The sequence below is a fragment of the Acidimicrobiales bacterium genome (assembly GCA_035533095.1).
Taxonomy (GTDB): domain Bacteria; phylum Actinomycetota; class Acidimicrobiia; order Acidimicrobiales; family Palsa-688; genus DATLUM01.
On record DATLUM010000103.1, the window covers coordinates 42,101 to 60,841 of the forward strand.

Annotated in this window: 19 protein-coding genes; 16 read left to right on the plus strand and 3 right to left on the minus strand. The window is 67.4% G+C overall.

Features of this window, described 5'->3' with window-relative positions:
- The first annotated feature begins 7 nt into the window (after nt 1–7).
- From VNF71_13025 to VNF71_13035, 3 genes are all read left to right on the plus strand, one after another.
- A complete protein-coding gene (locus VNF71_13025; protein HVA75474.1) occupies nt 8–1,555 on the plus strand; it encodes an ammonium transporter in 1,548 nt (515 codons plus the stop codon).
- Nucleotides 1,552–1,890 carry a P-II family nitrogen regulator gene (locus tag VNF71_13030; protein ID HVA75475.1) on the plus strand — a complete coding sequence of 113 codons (339 nt, stop codon included), beginning with the start codon at nt 1,552–1,554 and terminating at the stop codon, nt 1,888–1,890. The genes VNF71_13025 and VNF71_13030 overlap by 4 nt, the downstream gene beginning before the upstream one ends.
- A gap of 61 nt (nt 1,891–1,951) precedes the next feature.
- Nucleotides 1,952–2,170, plus strand: a complete 219-nt coding sequence (locus VNF71_13035) for a hypothetical protein (GenBank protein HVA75476.1) — start codon at nt 1,952–1,954, stop codon at nt 2,168–2,170.
- Between the two features lie 9 nt (nt 2,171–2,179).
- On the opposite strand, the gene VNF71_13040 is transcribed toward VNF71_13035, so the two are convergent.
- Both VNF71_13040 and gpmA read right to left on the minus strand, forming a co-directional pair.
- Nucleotides 2,180–4,492, minus strand: a complete 2,313-nt coding sequence (locus tag VNF71_13040; protein HVA75477.1) for a [protein-PII] uridylyltransferase — start codon at nt 4,490–4,492, stop codon at nt 2,180–2,182.
- A gap of 7 nt (nt 4,493–4,499) precedes the next feature.
- Entirely contained in the window at nt 4,500–5,243 is a 744-nt protein-coding gene (gene gpmA / locus VNF71_13045; protein HVA75478.1) for a 2,3-diphosphoglycerate-dependent phosphoglycerate mutase, read from the minus strand.
- A 117-nt stretch (nt 5,244–5,360) separates the two neighbouring features.
- Between gpmA and dnaK the strand changes: the two genes are divergently transcribed.
- The 13 genes from dnaK (at nt 5,361) to purQ (ending at nt 18,195) form a co-directional block, all read left to right on the plus strand.
- Nucleotides 5,361–7,214, plus strand: coding sequence for a molecular chaperone DnaK (gene dnaK / locus VNF71_13050; GenBank protein ID HVA75479.1), 1,854 nt, complete (start codon nt 5,361–5,363; stop codon nt 7,212–7,214).
- Nucleotides 7,215–7,366: 152 nt separating this feature from the next.
- Entirely contained in the window at nt 7,367–7,819 is a 453-nt protein-coding gene (locus tag VNF71_13055) for a nucleotide exchange factor GrpE (protein HVA75480.1), read from the plus strand.
- A gap of 7 nt (nt 7,820–7,826) precedes the next feature.
- Nucleotides 7,827–8,969: a molecular chaperone DnaJ gene (dnaJ, locus tag VNF71_13060; GenBank protein HVA75481.1), complete on the plus strand. Its 1,143-nt coding sequence runs from the start codon at nt 7,827–7,829 to the stop codon at nt 8,967–8,969.
- Nucleotides 8,966–9,349, plus strand: coding sequence for a helix-turn-helix transcriptional regulator (locus VNF71_13065; GenBank protein ID HVA75482.1), 384 nt, complete (start codon nt 8,966–8,968; stop codon nt 9,347–9,349). The genes dnaJ and VNF71_13065 overlap by 4 nt, the downstream gene beginning before the upstream one ends.
- A gap of 69 nt (nt 9,350–9,418) precedes the next feature.
- Nucleotides 9,419–11,986, plus strand: coding sequence for an ATP-dependent chaperone ClpB (clpB, locus tag VNF71_13070; GenBank protein ID HVA75483.1), 2,568 nt, complete (start codon nt 9,419–9,421; stop codon nt 11,984–11,986).
- A 70-nt stretch (nt 11,987–12,056) separates the two neighbouring features.
- Nucleotides 12,057–12,572 (plus strand): carboxymuconolactone decarboxylase family protein, encoded by a 516-nt coding sequence (locus VNF71_13075; protein ID HVA75484.1) that lies wholly within the window; start codon nt 12,057–12,059, stop codon nt 12,570–12,572.
- Nucleotides 12,557–13,354: an SDR family oxidoreductase gene (locus VNF71_13080; GenBank protein ID HVA75485.1), complete on the plus strand. Its 798-nt coding sequence runs from the start codon at nt 12,557–12,559 to the stop codon at nt 13,352–13,354. Before VNF71_13075 ends, VNF71_13080 begins: the two co-directional genes overlap by 16 nt.
- A gap of 25 nt (nt 13,355–13,379) precedes the next feature.
- Nucleotides 13,380–14,660 (plus strand): adenylosuccinate synthase, encoded by a 1,281-nt coding sequence (locus VNF71_13085; GenBank protein HVA75486.1) that lies wholly within the window; start codon nt 13,380–13,382, stop codon nt 14,658–14,660.
- A gap of 17 nt (nt 14,661–14,677) precedes the next feature.
- The gene (gene purD / locus VNF71_13090) at nt 14,678–15,922 is read left to right on the plus strand and encodes a phosphoribosylamine--glycine ligase (GenBank protein ID HVA75487.1); all 1,245 of its coding nucleotides are present in this window, start codon (nt 14,678–14,680) and stop codon (nt 15,920–15,922) included.
- Nucleotides 15,919–16,368, plus strand: a complete 450-nt coding sequence (gene purE, locus VNF71_13095; protein ID HVA75488.1) for a 5-(carboxyamino)imidazole ribonucleotide mutase — start codon at nt 15,919–15,921, stop codon at nt 16,366–16,368. The genes purD and purE overlap by 4 nt, the downstream gene beginning before the upstream one ends.
- Entirely contained in the window at nt 16,365–17,249 is an 885-nt protein-coding gene (locus VNF71_13100; GenBank protein ID HVA75489.1) for a phosphoribosylaminoimidazolesuccinocarboxamide synthase, read from the plus strand. Before purE ends, VNF71_13100 begins: the two co-directional genes overlap by 4 nt.
- Nucleotides 17,228–17,503 carry a phosphoribosylformylglycinamidine synthase subunit PurS gene (gene purS, locus VNF71_13105; protein ID HVA75490.1) on the plus strand — a complete coding sequence of 92 codons (276 nt, stop codon included), beginning with the start codon at nt 17,228–17,230 and terminating at the stop codon, nt 17,501–17,503. The genes VNF71_13100 and purS overlap by 22 nt, the downstream gene beginning before the upstream one ends.
- Complete coding sequence (purQ, locus tag VNF71_13110; GenBank protein ID HVA75491.1) at nt 17,500–18,195, plus strand: phosphoribosylformylglycinamidine synthase subunit PurQ; 696 nt, start codon at nt 17,500–17,502, stop codon at nt 18,193–18,195. The genes purS and purQ overlap by 4 nt, the downstream gene beginning before the upstream one ends.
- Nucleotides 18,196–18,209: 14 nt before the next feature.
- On the opposite strand, the gene VNF71_13115 is transcribed toward purQ, so the two are convergent.
- A complete protein-coding gene (locus VNF71_13115; GenBank protein HVA75492.1) occupies nt 18,210–18,425 on the minus strand; it encodes a hypothetical protein in 216 nt (71 codons plus the stop codon).
- Nucleotides 18,426–18,741: the final 316 nt, after the last annotated feature.

The window sequence follows — 18,741 nt, forward strand, 5'->3', positions numbered from 1 at the left end:
AACAATCGTGCACGCGGCCAGCTGCGGACAGAACGCAGTAGTAGGCAACTCCAACGCCTGCTCCGACCTCAGCTGGCTCGACAGCGGCGACACTGCGTGGCAGCTGACCGCTGCGACGTTCGTCGGCTTGATGAGCATCCCCGCCTTGGCCGTGCTCTACGCCGGCCTGGTGCCGAAGAAGTGGGTCGTCAACACGATGATGATGGCGTTCACCGGCTTTTCCGGAGTGCTCATCGTATGGGTTCTCTGGGGCTACAAGATGGGGTTCGGATCGCCCATCGGAGGAGGCACGGCCAACACGTGGAACTACCACTACGGCGGCAACTTCCTCTCCAACTTCTTGAACAACATGGTCGGCCACCCCGAGACGGCGCTTCGGGGCAGCTCCCAGATCTCGCAGGCGTCCCTGACGGCGAACGGCGGGGCAACGGTGCCTCTCAAGTTCTCGACGACGGCGCTCTTCTACTTCCAGTTCGTGTTCGCGGCGATCACGCCGCTGCTGTTCCTCGGCAGCGTGCTCGGACGGATCAAATTCAAGGTGTGGCTGCTGTTCGTGCCGCTGTGGTGCACCTTCGTCTACACCGTCAACGCCATGCTGATCTGGGGCGGTGGTTACTGGGGCCACGAGGGTGCACTCGACTACTCGGGTGGTTACGTCATCCACCTTGCGGCAGGCACAAGCGGGTTCGTCGCCGCCTGGCTCATCGGGCCGCGGCTGGCGAGGGACCGGGCGAGGTTCGTGCCGCACAACCTGCCGCTCATCTCGATAGGGGCCGGCATCCTGTGGCTCGGCTGGAATGGCTTCAACGGAGGCGACCCCTACTTCGCCAGTGCCGACGCCGCGACCGCCGTGGTGAACACCAATCTGGCCACCGCTGCAGCGCTTCTCGCATGGGTGGTCTGGGACATGGTTCTCGGCAAGGCGAAGAAGCCGACGTTCCTCGGTTCGGTGAACGGGATGATCGTCGGGCTGGTCGCGATCACGCCGGCCGCCGGTTACGTCAACGGAGCGGGTGCGCTGTTCACAGGCATCATCGCCTCCAGCATCGTGTGGTTCGCCTGGACCTACATCCAGCCGATCACAATGCGTTACGTGGACGACGCCATGGGGGTCGTCTTCACCCACGGCTTGGCCGGCCTGTGCGGCGGGCTCCTCGTGGGTGTCTTCGCCGATCCTGCGGTGATCCTCTACGCCAGCAGCGGCTCTTCGACGAAGAGTCTCACGCCGGTCTCGTTCGCAGGGGCGCTCTACGGGAACCCGAAGCAGGTGTGGATCCAGCTCCTCGCCGCGCTCACCATCATCGTCTACGACGCCATCGTCACCGCCATCATCCTCCTGATCCTCAAGGTTGTCTTCCGCGGCCTGCGGATGTCCGACGAGGAGCTCGAGATCGGCGATCTCGCCGTCCACGACGAGGAGGCCTATCCGGCGGACGAGGGATATACCCGGGTCGGCCAGCTGGTCGGCGCCTCCCTCGGCACAGTCCCAGCAGGATCCGGGCGATCCGTACCACCGATTCCGACCACCCCCGACCTGGCAGGTGACCCCCGATGATGCTCGTAACAGCGGTGATCAAGCCCTTCAAGCTCGACAGCGTCAAGGAGGCGCTGGAGGCCGCCGGCGTGACGGGCATGACCGTCACAGAGGTCCAGGGTTTCGGACGCCAGAAGGGCCACACCGAGGTCTACCGGGGCGCCGAGTACCAGGTGGCGTTCACCCCCAAGATCAAGGTCGAGGTCGTCGTCGGAGAGTCGTCCGTCATGGACGTCGTCGAGTCGATAACCAAGGCCGCCAGGACCGAGAAGATCGGGGACGGCAAGGTCTGGGTCACCCCCGTCGACGCCCTGACCCGCATCCGGACCGGCGAGACCGGTGCAGACGCGATCTAATCCCCAGAAGGGTGGCGCCGCCGGCAGGCGGCGCCACCCTTCGATGCCTAGGATCGCGGCTGTGCCGAAGGATGGATGGCAGCTCGAGGATTCCCGCTCGATCCGTTCGGTGTGGATATGGCGGGCGTTCCTGCTGCTGTCCCTGGTCGCAGTGGGGATCGTGATCATCTTCGCTACCAACGGCAAGACCGCCTACGCGGCCGCGTGGGGTGTGATCGCGTTCGGTTGGTTCGCCATCTCCATGTGGCTCTGGAGGAAGCATTCGAGCCTCAGCGATTGACGGCGACGCTCAGAGCGCCCCGCGCACCTCGTCCACGATCCGCGCTTGATCGCCGGGGTCCGTCAGTTTCTTTCCTCCCACAGTCTGCACGTAGAAGACGTCGACGGCCTCGGCCCCCAGCGTGCTCACCAGCGCGCACGAGATCGTGAGACCGCACGCGGTCAGAGCGCTGGTGACTCTGTAGAGGACCGGGCCCCGGTCCGGGGCGCGGACCTCTACGACGGAGGACTCCGCGGAGGCGTCATTGTCGATGAGGACGGCGACCTCTGGTGCCTGGGCCGCGGTCTGCCTGCGGTTCCTGGAGTAGTGGGCCTCTCTTTCCTCGAGCAGAGCGCCGACCGACAGACGACCGTCGAGTCCGGCGTCGAGATCGTGCCTCAGGCGGTCCCAATCGGGGAGACGGTCGAATGCCGGGACTACGTCGAAGCGGAGCAGCGCCATCGACGTGGCAGGGTCCGACATCGTCGTGGCGGAGCGTACGGCCAACCCCGCGAGGGTGAGGACGCCGGCGACCGTGGCGAGCAGTCCCGCCCGGTCGGGTGCTGCGATGCTCAAGCGGCCTCCGTCGGCCACCAACTGCAGTGTCCGGGTCGCCAGAAGCGCTCGCTCCTCCGCCCCGATGTCAGCACCGCGGGGGTCGGGCGGCGGGCGGCCTTCGAGGACAGCGGCTGTGCGCTCCACGAGCCGGGCCACCAATCCCGCCTTCCAGGACCCCCACGCCGACGGGCCGGTCGCGATGCTGTCCGCTTCCGTCAGAGCAGATAGGAGCTCCAGTACGAGTCGATCGCCGACGGCGGACGCGACAGCCTCGGTCGTGGCAGGGTCGTCCAGGTCCCGCCTGGTCGCAACGTCGGGCAGCAACAGGTGGTACCGCACCACCGCTACCAGGACGTCCACGTCCGCGGGCAGCAGACCCAGGCGCGGTCCGAGCGACTGCACCACTTCTATGCCCATCTCGGTGTGGTCGCCGCCGCGGCCCTTGCCGATGTCGTGCAACAGCGCGCCGAGCAGCAACAGATCGGGTCGCGACACCCGGACCTGCAACGCCGCGGCGCCGGCGGCCGTTTCGACCAGGTGCCGGTCGACGGTGAAGCGGTGGTACGCGTTGCGCTGCGGGCGGTTCCTGACCGGTTCCCACTCGGGCAGGTAGCGCACCCACAGACCGCGCTGGTCGAGGGCTTCGATCGCAGCAACAGCGGGCCGGCCGGCTCCGAGAAGGCGCAGCAAGGCATGGAGGACTTCCGGCGGCCACACGCCGGCGGGAACCGCAGCCTTCGAGCCGATGCGGTCGAGCGTGGAGGGGGCGATGGGGGCATCCAGCTCCGCGGACACTGCGGCGACGCGCAATGCCAGGGACGGATCGCCTCCGACCTCAGCGCCGGCGGCCAGCGCGATCTCGCCGTCGCGCATCACGATGCCTGTTTCGAGCGGACGGTCTCCCCCGCCTCCGCGACCGCTGGGTCCGGCGAGCCAGGACTCGACGCGCCGCCAACCGTCGTCGCTGGCCCATGCGATGGCGCGGCCCGCCTCGGCCGCGGCGGCCATCAACGCGTCGGCGTCGGTGTAGGCAAGCGCCGACGCGACCGCGTCCTGGTCCTGCAACGTGAGGACGTTCGCGGGACGGCCGGTGAGCCGGTGAAGCTCTACCCGCGCCGCTGTCAGTACCTCGCCGGCGGCGGACAGGTCAGAGTCCTCCATCACGCCCGACAGGACCGGCACGACCTTCGAGAGGGTGCGCAGCTGCGAGACGTCACGAAGCCCGCCACGCGCATCTTTGAGGTCTGGCTCCAACAAGAACGCGAGATCGCCGAATCGCTGATGCCTTGACCGGACCGCCCCGTCGACATCCCGCAACCAACGAGCGGCCCGGGTCGACCACATATCCACCGCTCTGGCGAGCACCTCCGACGCGAGCTTGTCGTCTCCGGCCACCAGCCGTCCGTCGAGAAGTCCGAGCGCCACCTTGATGTCGGAGTCCATCGCCGACCGGACTTCCTTGGCCGTCCTCACGCTGTGATCCAACGAGACACCGGTGTCCCAGATCGGGTACCACAGGGCGTCGGCGATCGGGCCGATCTTTCGCTTGCCGTTGTGGACGAGCACCAGGTCCACGTCGCTTCCGGGGGCCAGCGACCGGCGCCCGTACCCGCCGACCGCCAGCAGCGCCAAACCGGTCAGGTCGCCGCCGGCGGCCTCCGCCAACAGCGACCCCAGCCACTCGTCCCAAGTTCGCGCGTACCGCTCGCACCATTCGCTGCCCGACAGCGAGCAGTCGCCCACCAGCGCGGAGCGCGCCGCCTTCAACTCGGCTGGCGCGGGCAACCCGGTCCTACCGGTCGCCCTGGGCCCGAACGGCCGCAGCGGCGGCGGCTATCGCCGCCGGGTCGCCCAACTCGCGCTTCGACACGACCGAAAACTCGGCGTCGAGCTCGTAGACGATCGGCACGCCGGTCGGTATCTCGAGCTCGGTGATGTCGTCGTCGGAGATCGACTCGAGATGCTTGATCAGAGCGCGGAGACTGTTGCCGTGGGCGACCACGAGGACGGTGGCACCGGCACGCAGTGCCGGTGCGATCGCGTCGTGCCAGTACGGCAGCATCCGCACCACCACGTCCGCCAGGCATTCGGTCGCCGGGACGATGTCGGGGGGGTAGGGGGCGTAGCGGGGGTCCGACCGCACGTCGAACTCGTGGCCGGCGGGCATGGGCGGCGGAGGGGTCGCGTAGCCGCGCCGCCAAGCCATGAACTGCTCCTCGCCGTAGCGCGTGTTGGTCTCTGCCTTGTCCAGGCCGGTGAGAGCGCCGTAGTGGCGCTCGTTGAGCCGCCAGTGGTTGTGCACCGGAACCCAGAGCCGGCCCATCTCCTCCAGCGCCAGGTGCAGGGACTTGATGGCACGGGTAAGCACCGACGTGTGGGCCTCATCGACGAGCAGGCCCGCTTCGGCGAGCAGAGCCCCGGCGGAGGCGGCCTCGTCTTTCCCGAGGTTGGAGAGCCCGATGTCCCACCAGCCGGTGAAGCGGTTCTCGAGGTTCCACTGGCTCTGGCCGTGGCGCACAAGGGCGAGGGTTCCCACCTCGCCAAGCGTAGCCGGGCAGGTCAAAGGTCGATATGGAAGATTTCTTGAGCGTCTTACACTCAAGTCTGGTAACCTGAGGGTCGACCCAAACGATTTGACACGGAGGCAACCCCCATGCCCAAGGCCGTCGGCATCGACCTCGGCACCACCAATTCGGTCGTCAGCGTTCTCGAAGCGGGCGAGCCGACTGTCATCCCGAATGCGGAAGGCGCCCGCACCACCCCCTCGGTGGTCGGCTTCTCGAAGTCCGACGAGGTGCTCGTCGGCGAGGTCGCCAAGCGCCAGGCGATCACCAACCCGGACCGCACCATCCGCTCGGTGAAGCGCCACATGGGTGAGAACTCCTGGAGCGTCGACATCGGCGGCAAGAAGTACAGCGCGCAGGAGATTTCCGCGCGCATCCTGATGAAGCTGAAGAGGGATGCCGAGAGCTACCTCGGCGACACCGTCAGCCAGGCGGTCATCACCGTGCCTGCATACTTCGACGACGCGCAACGCACGGCGACCAAGGAGGCGGGCCAGATCGCCGGCCTCGAGGTCCTGCGGATCATCAACGAGCCGACGGCCGCAGCGCTTGCCTACGGCCTCGACAAGGAGGAGGAGCAGACGGTCCTCGTGTTCGACCTGGGTGGCGGCACGTTCGACGTGTCCGTGCTCGAGATCTCCGAGGGCATCTTCCAGGTGAAGTCGACGAGCGGCAACACCCACCTCGGCGGCGACGACTGGGACCAGCGGGTCATCGACTGGCTCGTCAAGACGTTCAAAGACACCGAGGGCGTCGACCTGAGCGGGGACAAGCTCGCGCTGCAGCGCCTCAAGGAGGCTGCCGAGACAGCGAAGATCGAATTGTCGCAGGTGCTCGAAACCACGATCAACCAGCCGTTCATCACGGCGACCGACACCGGCCCGAAGCACCTGGATGTCAAGCTGACCCGCGCCAAGCTCCAGGAGCTCACCGCGGACCTGGTCGACGCGTGCCGCGGTCCGTTCGAGCAGGCGATCTCCGACGCGGGGTTGACCAAGGAAAAGATCGACCACGTCGTGCTGGTCGGTGGCTCGACGCGTATGCCCGCCATCCAGGAGCTCGTCCAGCAGATGACCGGCAAGGAGCCGCACAAGGGTGTGAACCCGGACGAGGTCGTTGCTGTGGGCGCAGCGATCCAGGCCGGAGTCCTCAAGGGCGAGATCAAGGACGTCCTGCTGCTCGACGTCACCCCGCTGTCGCTCGGCATCGAGACCAAGGGCGGCGTCATGACCAAGCTGATCGAGCGCAACACCACCATCCCGACCAAGCGCTCAGAGGTCTTCACCACAGCGGAGGACGGGCAGCCTTCCGTGGAGATCCACGTGCTCCAAGGCGAGCGCGAGATGGCGATGTACAACAAGACGCTCGGCAAGTTCCAACTCGTCGACCTGCCGCCGGCGCCCCGCGGCGTCCCGCAGATCGAGGTGACCTTCGACATCGACGCCAACGGCATCGTCCACGTGTCCGCCAAGGACCGGGCGACCGGCAAGGAGCAGTCGATGACCATCACCGGCCAGTCGTCTTTGAACAAGGACGACATCGACCGGATGGTCCGCGACGCCGAATCGCACGCGGCCGACGATCGCCGCCGGCGTGAAGAGGCGGAGGTCCGCAACCAGGCCGACAGTCTCGTGTACCAGACCGAGAAGATGCTCAAGGACCAGGCCGAGTCGTTTAGCGGAGAGCAGAAGACGACTGTCGAGGCGGATCTCGCGTCGTTGAAAGAAGCGCTCAACGGGAGTGACACCGAGGCCATCAAGTCCGCCACCGAGAAACTCGCCGTCGGCGTGCAGGAGCTCGGCAAGCAGCTTTACGAGCACGCCGCCGCTTCGACCGCCGCGACCGGAACCGACGGAGCCGCCGGCGCGGGTTCGTCGACCGCCGGCGCCAACGACGACGAGGTTGTCGACGCCGAGATCGTCGACGAGGGCCAGGGCTCGTGAGTGCTGATGGCGACTTCGATCGGAGGCCGCCAACCGATCTCGGAGGCGCTCCTGCCGGCGGCCCGCCTGGAGGCGGGCAGCGACCGGCCGAATCGACCTCCGAGCCGGCTGCCGACCCTTCGAGCGAAACGCTTGGCACGGAAGCCTCGCCGATGGAGCCCGGTACGCCTGTAGAGGAAGCCGACCCGCTACGTCGAGCGGAGGCGGAGCGGGACGAGTACCGGGATGCGCTGATACGTCTGCAGGCTGACTTCGAGAACTACAAGAAGCGCATGATGAAGCAGCAGACCGAGCATCTCGAGCGTGCAGCCGCGTCGTTGGTGGACAAGTTGCTGCCGGTGCTCGACACCGCCGACCTGGCGCTGGCACACGGCGGCGGCGAGGACGTCAAGCAGATCACGGGCAGCCTCATGGGTGCCCTGGAGAAAGAAGGGCTCGAGCGCATAGCCGGCGAGGGTGCGCCCTTCGACCCAACCTTGCACGACGCTGTCGTGCACGAACCCGGAGACGGTAACGGCGAGCAGGTCGTCGTCGAAGTGCTTCGAGCCGGTTACCGGTGGAAGGGCCGCGTGCTGCGGCCGGCGATGGTGAAAGTAAGAGGTTGATCCGTAGATGGCGCCCCAGCGCGAGTGGTTCGAGAAGGACTACTACAAGGTGCTTGGCGTGGCCGACACCGCCACTGCCAAGGAGATAGGGCGCGCTTACAGGAAGCTCGCGAAGCAGTACCACCCGGACGCCAACCCCGGTTCGGAGGACAGGTTCAAGGAGATCTCCGCCGCGTACGACGTGCTCGGCGACGAGGCGAAACGCAAGGAGTACGACGAGGTCCGCAGGCTCGGGCCGGCAGGCAACATGTTCGGTGGCGCGCCCGGACCCGGCGGTGCAGGCGGATTCACGGGCGGATTCCGAGTCGACGATCTAGGAGATCTGCTCGGCAACATCTTCGGCCGCGGTGGCCGCACGAGAAGCGGTCGCGCCGGGGGAGGGGGCTCCGGCGCGTTCGGCCCGCAGCGAGGGCAGGACCTGGAGGCCACGCTGCACCTGTCGTTTATGGATGCGGTGAACGGGATCACCACGACCGTCAACGTGACGTCGGAGGTGGCCTGCCACACCTGCGGCGGAAGTGGAGCCGCGCCGGGAACCGCCCCGACCACCTGCGCGGTATGTGGCGGAAGAGGCGTGGTGAGCGACAATCAGGGGCTCTTCTCGTTCAGCCAGCCGTGCCAGGCGTGCGCGGGAACGGGTACGCGCATCGACACTCCGTGCCCCACCTGCCGCGGTGCCGGCGTGGAGTACGCCGCGCGCGACGTCAAGGTCCGCATCCCGGCCGGAGTGGAGGACGGGCAGCGGATCCGGGTGAAGGGCCGCGGCGGGGCAGGACGAGGCGGGGGTCCCGCTGGCAACCTCTACGTGGTCGTGCACGTTGGGCGTCACCCGGTGTTCGGCCGGCGGGGCAAGGACCTGACCTTGACGGCGCCCGTTACCTTCCCGGAGGCGGCTCTCGGCACCACGCTCTCGGTGCCCACGTTGGACCGGCCGGTCACTCTGAAGGTACCCGCGGGAACGAAATCCGGGCGGGTCTTGCGCGTCAGAGGCCGTGGCGTGCCTGCCGCGTCCGGTGCCGGCGACCTTCTGGTCACCGTAGAGGTGGCGGTACCGACCTCGCTGAGCGACGCGGAGCACGAAGCCGTGCAGGCCCTCGGCGATCTCATGAAGGGCGACTCGTTGAGAGACCACCTCTGGGGTGAACCGTGAGAGAACCAGAGGGCCACCTGACGAGAGCCGTTTACGTGATATCCGTGGCCGCCGAGCTGACAGGGGTTCACCCACAGACACTGCGCATCTACGAGCGGAAGGGTCTGCTCGACCCTGCCCGCACAGTCGGGGGTAGCCGGCGATACAGCGAGCGCGACCTGGAGAGGCTGCGCCGCATCCAGGATCTGACCAACGCGGGCCTGAACCTCGAAGGTGTGCGGCGGGTGATGGAACTCGAAGCCGAGGTGGCGCGCCTGCGCGCTGAGCTGGCGGAGGCGAAGCGCCAAGCGGCCGCGCAGGCGGCGCAGATCCACCGCCAGTACCGGCGGGACCTGGTGCCGGTCAAGAACTCGCCCGAGCGATGGGTGCCCGGGCGTTGACAACGCAGGCTGCCGGCGCGACGGCAGCGTCTTTTTCCCGAATCCGAAGCTGTAGATAGGAGAGCCCCGGTGGCACTCGACCCCAATCGATGGACTGCAAAGACCCAAGAAGTCCTGCGCGCCGCCGCCTCGGACGCCGGCGCACGCAACAACCCGGAGATCACACCGGAGCATCTGCTGGCGGCCATGCTCGGCCAGGACGGGACGATCACCCTGCCCGTGCTCGAGCGCGTCGGCGTGGCGCCGTTGAGCGTGCGCAACCGGATGCAGGACCTACTGTCGAAGCTGCCGCGCAACTTCGGCGGCGCGCCGGGAAGCGAGCCGCAACTCGGCCGCGGCGCGCTGGACGCTTTCAATCGCGCCGACGAGGAACGGCAGTCGCTCAACGACGAGTACCTGTCGGTGGAGCACCTGTTGCTGGCGCTGTCCGGGCTGGTCGGCGCGAACCGCGAGCAGCTGCTGGGTGCGCTGCGTGAAGTGCGGGGCAGTCACCGTGTGACGAGCCAGGACCCTGAGGAGCAGTACCAGGCACTCGAGAAGTACGGGCGTGACCTGACCGCTGACGCGCGTGCCGGCAAGCTCGACCCCGTAATCGGCCGGGACGAAGAGATCCGCCGGGTCATCCAGGTGCTCTCGCGGCGCACCAAGAACAATCCGGTCCTCATCGGTGAGCCCGGCGTCGGCAAGACGGCGATCGTCGAAGGATTGGCGCTTCGCATCGTCGCCGGCGACGTCCCCGATTCTTTGAAGGGCAAGAGGGTCCTTGCGCTCGACCTTGGTTCGATGGTCGCCGGCGCCAAGTACCGGGGCGAGTTCGAGGAACGGCTCAAGGCGGTCCTGAAGGAGATCGCCGACGCGGGCGGCGAGGTGATCACGTTCGTGGACGAGCTGCATACCATCGTCGGAGCCGGCGCTGCGGAAGGCGCGATGGACGCCGGCAACATGATCAAGCCGATGCTCGCGCGTGGCGAGCTGCGGCTGATCGGCGCGACGACCCTCGACGAGTACCGCAAGCACGTCGAGAAGGATCCGGCGTTGGAGCGCCGGTTCCAGCAGGTGTTCGTCGGGGAGCCGACGGTGGAGGACACCATCGCGATCCTGCGCGGCCTGAAGGAGCGCTACGAGGTCCACCACGGCGTTCGCATTCAGGATGCCGCGCTCGTCGCTGCAGCCGTGCTCTCGAACCGCTACATCACATCGCGGTTCCTTCCCGACAAGGCGATCGATCTCGTCGATGAGGCCGCGAGCCGCCTTCGTATCGAGAAGGAGTCGAAGCCGACTGAGATCGACGTCGTTGATAGGCGGATCGCGCAGCTCGAGATCGAGCAGATCGCTCTGAAGAAGGAGACGGACGAGGTTTCGCGAGAGCGACTCGCCAAGCTCGAAGCGGAGCTCGCCGACCTCAAAGAACAGTCGAACGCGCTGACCGCAAGGTGGCGCAACGAGAAGGAGTCCGCCGACCTGATCGGGTCCCTCCAGGAGCAACTGGAGGCGCGGCGCGGCGAGGCGGACCGTTACGAGCGCGACGGCGAGCTCGCGAAGGCCGCCGAGATCCGCTACGGGCAGATACCGGAGTTGCAGCGGCAGCTCGACGAAGCCGACGAGAAGCTGAAATCACTCCAGGGCGAGCAGAAGATGCTCAAGCAGGAGGTCGACGAGGAGGACGTCGCGGAAGTCGTGTCCAAGTGGACCGGCGTTCCGGTGTCCCGGTTGCTCGAAGGAGAAGTTACGAAGCTCGTGCGAATGGAGGACCTGCTTCACGGGCGGGTGGTGGGCCAGGACGAGGCGGTTGTAGCCGTCGCGAACGCGATCCGGCGTTCGAGGAGCGGGCTCGGTGACCCCAACCGGCCGATCGGCAGCTTCTTGTTCCTCGGCCCGACGGGCGTCGGCAAGACCGAGCTGGCTCGAGCGCTCGCGGAGTTCCTGTTCGACAACGAGAGAGCCATGGTGCGCATTGATATGTCCGAGTACATGGAGAAGCACTCGGTGGCACGGTTGCTCGGAGCTCCTCCCGGTTACGTCGGCTACGACGAGGGAGGCCAGCTGACAGAGGCGGTCCGCCGGCGGCCCTACAGCGTCGTGCTGCTCGACGAGATCGAGAAGGCGCACCCTGACGTGTTCAATGTTCTCCTGCAGGTGCTGGACGACGGGCGCCTCACCGACGGGCAGGGCCGCACGGTCGACTTCTCCAACACCGTCGTGATCATGACCTCCAACCACCACGGCGATCTCGCGCTGGCCTTCAAACCGGAGTTCCTGAACCGCATCGACGAGATCGTGCGCTTCCGCTCGCTGACCGAGAAGGATCTCGAAGGTGTCGTAGAGATACAGCTGCGCGGTCTGGCCGAGCGCCTGTTGTCGTCACGGAGGTTGCAGCTCGAGGTCACACCCGCAGCGCGCGAGTGGCTGGCCCGGCGCGGATACGACCCGGCGTACGGGGCCCGTCCGCTCAAGCGTCTCATCCAGCGCGAGATCAGCGACCCGCTGGCGCTCGCGCTGCTGGAGGGGCGTTACGCCGACGGCGACACGGTGACCGTCGACGCGCCCCTGGAGGGCGTACCGGTCCTCACCGGTGCCGGGCTGACCGAGCCGGACTCGGGGTCCGGGCCGGGCGCCGGCGGGCTCGTCCTCCGGTAGGGCAGGGGCCGGAAGCGGTGCGGAGCGGTGCCGATGCGGGCGCATCGCAGGCTGGCTAGGTTGATCAATCGTGGACGGAACCGGCCCGAGGATCGCTCCCGCTGACGACGCGCCGGAAGGCTTGCCGCCGCTGAACATCTTCGCCACCCTTGCCAAGTACCCCGAGCTTCTCGACCGATTCAACCGGTTCGGAGGGTTCCTGCTGTTCAAGGGACTCGTCCAGGCGCGCGAAAGAGAGATCGTCATCCTGCGGGTCGGCTGGAGGTCGGGTTCGGTCTACGAGTTCGGCCAGCACACTGTCATCGGCATGGGGGCAGGCATCACCGACGAGGAGGTCCGCCGCCTCGTGGTAGAGAGCACGGACGGTTGGGCTGATGGCGACCGCGACCTCGTGGAGCTCGCCGACCAGCTCTGCTTGACCAACTCCGTTGACGACGACCTGTGGGCGCGGCTCTCCGCCAGATGGAACGAGCAGGAGTTGATCGAGCTTCTCATCGTCGCGGGTTTCTACCGGTTGGTGTCGGGCTTCTTGAACGCGACGGGTGTGCAGTTGGAGGCAGGCACCCCGGGATGGCCGCAAGCATGACGCCCGGCAGGCTGGACGGCCGACGGGTGCTCGTCGTCGGCGGTGGCACGCGGCCGACCGACGAACCGGAGGCTCCTCCTGGCAACGGGCGTGCGATCGCGGTCACCGCCGCGCGCAACGGGGCGTCGGTCGCGGTGGCGGACATCGACGAAGCATCAGCGAATGAGACGGCGCGCCTCATCAAGGAGGCGAGGCCCGAGGCGGACGCAGCCGTTGTTGTGGCCGACGTGTCAGACGCCCAAGCCTGCTCCGAGGCGGTGCACGAGGCGAATGAGGCGCTCGGCGGCCTGGACGGCCTCGTTCTCAACGTCGGGGTCGGCTCCGGCCTGGGTCTCGCAGGCACGTCGGCTGCGGACTGGGACCGCGTTTTCTCCATCAACGTGCGGTCGCACTTCCTTTGCATCCAGGCAGCTCTGCCTCTCATGGAGGCGGGGGGTGCGGTGGTGTTGATCTCGTCGTTGGCGGGCCTCAAGCCTGGCAGTCGTATACCGGCCTACGACGCTTCGAAGGCGGCTCAGTTCGGTTTGGCGAGGCACGCCGCGGCCGAGGCGGCACGGGCGGGAGTGCGTGTCAACACTGTGGCGCCGGGCCTGATCGACACGCCGCTAGGGAGGCTTGCCACGGCCGGCAGACCCAGTCGCGGCTCGACGCGCATCCCGCTGGGGCGCCAGGGGACCGCCTGGGAAGTCGCGAACGCCGCCGTCTTTCTCCTCAGCGACGAGGCGAGCTACATCACAGGCCAAATTCTCGCTGTGGACGGGGGTCTTTCCACCATCGGTTGAGGGGTGGGCTCACTATGCTGTTCGGGTGAGCGCCACCGTCGTCGTCGGAACCCAGTGGGGTGACGAGGGCAAGGGCAAACTGACCGACCTCCTGGCCAAGGAGATGCAGGTGGTCGTCCGCTATCAGGGCGGCCACAATGCCGGCCACACTATCGTGGTGGACGGGGAGAAGTACGCGCTCCAGTTGCTACCGAGCGGAATCCTCTACGACCACATCACGCCTGTCATCGGCAACGGCGTAGTGGTGGACCCCGGGGTGCTGCTCGCCGAGATGGCGAAGCTGACCTCCGCAGGCGTGGACTGCTCCCGTCTGGTCGTGTCCGGCAACGCGCACTTGATCATGCCCTACCACCAGGAGATCGACGCGTTGACCGAGCGCTTCCTGGGGCGAAACAAGCTCGGTACCACCAAGCGCGGGATCGGGCCGTCCTACGCCGACAAGGCGGCGAGGGTCGGAATCCGGGTGCAGGACCTCCTCGACCCCAAGATCTTCCGCGAGAAGCTGGAGGTGGTCCTCAAGGAGAAGAACCTGATCCTTGCGAAGATCTACAACCGGCTGCCCTTGAGTGCCGCTGACATCGCGGGGCGCTACCTCGAGGAGTACGCACCGACGCTCGCGCCGCACATCGGTGACGCCGTCGCGGTGGTGCACGAGGCGCTGTCCGCGGACCAGCATGTGCTTCTGGAAGGTGCGCAAGCGACATTCCTGGATCTCGACCACGGGACGTATCCGTTCGTCACTTCCTCCAACCCCGTCGCCGGCGGAGCGTGCGTCGGCGCCGGTATCGGCCCCAAGGACATAGCCGAGGTGATCGGCATCGCCAAGGCCTACGTGACGCGCGTCGGGTCCGGTCCTTTCGTCACGGAGCTGGATGACGAACTCGGTGATGTGCTCGTCGAGCGCGGCGCGGAGTTCGGCACCAACACCGGCCGGCGCAGGCGGACCGGGTGGTTCGACGCGGTGATGATCCGCCAGGCCGCGAGGCTCAACTCGCTCACGGAGGTCGCCCTCACCAAGCTAGACGTGCTCGACACGTTCGAAACCCTGAAGGTGTGCGTCGCGTACGAGTGCGACGGGGTGCGCTACGAGCACATGCCCTACCACCAGACGGTGCTGCACAAGGCTGTGCCCGTCTACGAGGAACTGCCGGGGTGGATGACCGACACCTCGGCGGCAACCGAGCTCCACCACCTCCCCGCGGAGGCCAAGGACTACGTGCATTTCCTGGCCGAGACGACCGGTGTCCCCATCCGCCTGGTCGGCGTCGGCCCCGGCCGCGACCAGTTCGTCAGGTTCGCTCCGTAGTGTCCCCACGCGGGCGGATGCGGGTTTGCGTAGTCGGGTCAGGCGGGCGCGAGCACGCCCTCGCCGAGGCGCTCGGGCGGACGGCGGACGTCGTGGTGTGCCCGGGGAACGCTGGCATGGCGGCGCTCGGTGTGACGTGCAAGGGCGGCCCCCCTGAACACGTGGACGCCGACCTGTTCGTGATCGGACCGGAGCAGCCGCTGGTGGACGGGTTGGCCGACAGGCTCCGCGCGGCTGGCCGGCTGGTCTTCGGCCCCGGTGCCGATGGAGCACGGCTGGAGGGCTCCAAGGCGTGGATGAAGGACGTGTTGGCGCAGGCCGGTGTCCCCACGGCGGCGTACGGCATCTTCGACGAGGTCGCCCCGGCGATCGAGTTCCTCAAGTCGCTGCCGCCGCCGTGGGTAGTGAAGACGGATGGCCTCGCTGCAGGAAAAGGTGTGCTCGTGACCGACGACCTCGATGCGGCCTGCGTGGACGTGGAAGCGAAGCTCGCCGGTGTCGCGTTCGGCGAGGCCGGCCGGCGCGTCGTGGTCGAGGAGGGATTGAACGGGACGGAGCTGTCGCTGATGGCGGTGTGCGACGGCAAACGCGCCGTGGCGCTGGCGCCCGCGCAGGACTTCAAACGGGCGCTGGACCACGACCTCGGCCCGAACACCGGCGGCATGGGCTCGTACTCGCCTGTGCCCGTCGCGGGGCCGGGAGTCGTCGAGGCGGTGATGGCCGGGGCGGTGGAGCCGACGCTGTCATGGTTGTCGGAGCACCGCATCGACTTCAGAGGGGTGCTGTACGCCGGCCTCATGCTCACCCCGGAAGGACCGAAGGTGCTCGAGTTCAACGTGCGATTCGGCGACCCCGAGACGCAGGTGCTGATGCCGAGGTGGGAGGGGGACGTCGCGGCCGTGCTCGCTGCGGCCGCCGGCGGGAGCCTGGACCAGGCGGGAGCGCCCGCGTTCGGCGGCGGCGCTGCCGTATGCGTGGTGGCGGCCGCGCCGGGCTACCCCGAAGCGGCGCGGACCGGCGCCCCGATCGAGGGACTCAAGAACCCGCTGGGTATCCCCGGTGTCCACGTGTTCGCCGCCGGCGTCGGCGAGGGTCTGACGACCTCGGGCGGGCGCGTCCTCGGCTTGACGGGCACGGGAGCCTCGTTGCGCGAGGCCCGCACGAGAGCGTACGCGGCTGTCGGCGAAGTCTCGTTCCCCGGCATGCAGTTCCGGACCGACATAGCTGCGCAGGCAGCCGAGCAGGAGGAGGGAAAGAGATGAAGAGGGTTGCGATACTCATGGGCTCTGCCAACGACCAGCCGAAGATGGCTGCCGCCGCCGAGACCCTGGGATCGTTCGGCGTGGAGGCCGTGGAACACGTCATGTCCGCCCACCGCACACCGGCGAAGGTGGCGGAGTTCGCGTCCGGCGCGCGCGATGCCGGTTACGGGGTGATCATCTGCGCCGCCGGCATGGCGGCCCACCTCGCTGGTGCGGTCGCGGCCCAGACAACCCTCCCGGTGATAGGAGTGCCTCTGTCTGGAGGGGCCATCGGTGGCATCGACGCGTTGTACTCGACAGTGCAGATGCCCCGGGGAATGCCGGTCGCGACCGTTGCCATCGACGGAGCAGTGAACGCCGGCCTACTGGCGATCGAGATCCTCGCTGTCACTGACGAGGAGCTGGCGAAGCGCCTGGCCGAGTACCGGGCGGAGTGGACCAAGTGAGCTCCGGCGTGAAGCTGCCGCACCTTGCGTCGGGCAAGGTCCGCGACATCTACGAGCTCGACGACAAGCACCTGTTGTTCGTGACGTCCGATCGGATGTCGGCTTTCGACGTCGTCATGGCCGAGCCGATCCCCGACAAAGGCCGGGTTCTGACTGCGATCACAGCATTCTGGTTGGAACAGCTCTCGGGCGTGGCCCCCAACCACCTGGTCAGCCTCGATGTGCCCGCCGTCGCAGGCGACGTCCCCGATCTCGAGGGGCGCGTGATGGTGGTGCGCCGTGCCGAGATGCTCCCGGTCGAGTGCATAGTGCGGGGATACCTCTCCGGCTCGGCGTGGGCCGAATACAAGAAGTCCCAGACGATGCACGGCCAGCCTCTTCCCAGGGGGCTCAGGCAGTCGGAGAGACTTCCCGAGCCGGTGTTCACGCCGTCGACCAAGGCGACGTCTGGTCACGACGAGAACATCAGCTTCGAAGCCGCAGCGGATCTGATCGGTCGCGAACCGGCCGAAGAGGTGAGGCGGATCAGCTTGGCCGCCTACCAGCGCGGGGCCGAGCTGGCCGCAGAGCGCGGGATCATCATCGCCGACACCAAGTTCGAGCTGGGCATGATCGATGGGCGGATCGCGCTGTGCGACGAGGTCCTGACCCCCGACTCGTCGAGGTTCTGGCCGGCGGACGAGTGGGAGCCCGGTACGACGCCACCGTCGTTCGACAAGCAGCCGCTGCGCGACTGGTTGGAGGAGACCGGCTGGGGTAAGACCCCGCCGCCTCCGGCCCTCCCTGACGAGGTCGTGGCGGCGACGAGGAATCGCTATATCCAGGCGTACGAGCGGCTTACCGGGCTCCGTTTTGCCGATTGGCCGGGGGTGAGCAGTTGAAGCGTTTCTCCGCCCTGGTGGAGGTGATGCTCCGTCCGGGCATCGCCGACCCGCAGGGGACCACGATCGAAAGGGCCCTGCCGGCTCTCGGCTTCGAGACGATCTCGGGCGTTCGGGCAGGCAAGTCCTTTCGGTTCGAGGTGGAGGCGACGGACGAGGAGGCAGCACGGCGGGAGGTCGACGAGCTGTGCCGCCGCTTCCTCACCAACCCGGTGATCGAGAATTCGAACGTCACCTTGGAGCCAGTACCGTGACCGTCCGTGTCGGGGTGGTGATGTTCCCCGGTTCGAACTGCGAGCATGACGTCGCCGAGGCGGTCGAATCGCTCGGCGGCGAAGCCTCGATCGTGTGGCACGGCGACCGGTCGGTTGGGCCGATCGACGCGATCGTGCTGCCCGGCGGGTTCGCACACGGCGACTACCTGCGCCCCGGCGCCATCGCCCGGTTCTCGCCGATCATGCAGGCGGTGGAGGCGTTCGCGGCCAACGGCGGGCCAGTGGTCGGCATCTGCAACGGGTTCCAGATCCTGACCGAGGCGCACCTGCTTCCGGGGGCTCTCCAGAAGAACCGCGGCCTCACCTTCCTCTGCGAAACCGTGGAGATCGAGGTGGTCACGGATCGTTCGGTGCTCACGTCCGGGGTCACGCCCGGAACGAAGTTGCGAATCCCGATCAACCACTTCGAAGGCAACTACACCTGCGACGAGGCAACACTGGCCCGGCTGCGGGAGGAGGATCGCATCGTGTTCCGCTATGTCGCCAACCCGAACGGGTCGGTCGGCGACATAGCCGGTATCTGCAACGCGGCGGGCAACGTGGTGGGGATGATGCCGCACCCCGAACGCGCTAGCGACGAGTTGCTCGGGTCTTCCGACGGGAGGGTTCTGCTCCGTTCGCTGCTCGCTAGCGCGGGCGCGACGGCGCAGACAGCTGGAGCTGCCCGCTGAGTGGTCCGGCCCGATCAGCCCCGCGTGCGGGGGATACCGGCCTTGCGGAGGATGTTGGCGTCAACCCCGGCTGCCCGCCAAGCCGCGTAGGTGATCCCTTTGCGCTCGCCGTAGCTCCGGGCTGCCTTCACAAATCCCTTTTCGAGGGCCCCTAGGTCGACCGTTTCACCCTTGTTCGCGAGCTCGGACTGGAGGTTCATCCGCTCCTGAACGAGGTGCACACGTGTCAATGGGTCCGCAGAGGACATTTTCGAATCGATAGCCCGCAAACGGGCCTGGATTCCTTCAGTTGTCCGCTTGCGTCCCCGCTTCGGCTTGTGGGCTTCGATGGCTTCGAGATAGCGACGAACTGCCCGGCTCTCCTCACGTCCCACGGCAAGTGCTTGCTTGTGTTCAGCCGACATAGCCGGCTTCGATTGCCGCGCCTTCCGGGGGGTGGACTTAGTTGGCATACAACGAGTATTTCACAAAATATCGACGAGCATTGCGAGCATCTGAGTAAAAGACGCTCCCCGCTAGGCTGTAGGTCATGGAAGGCGACATCCA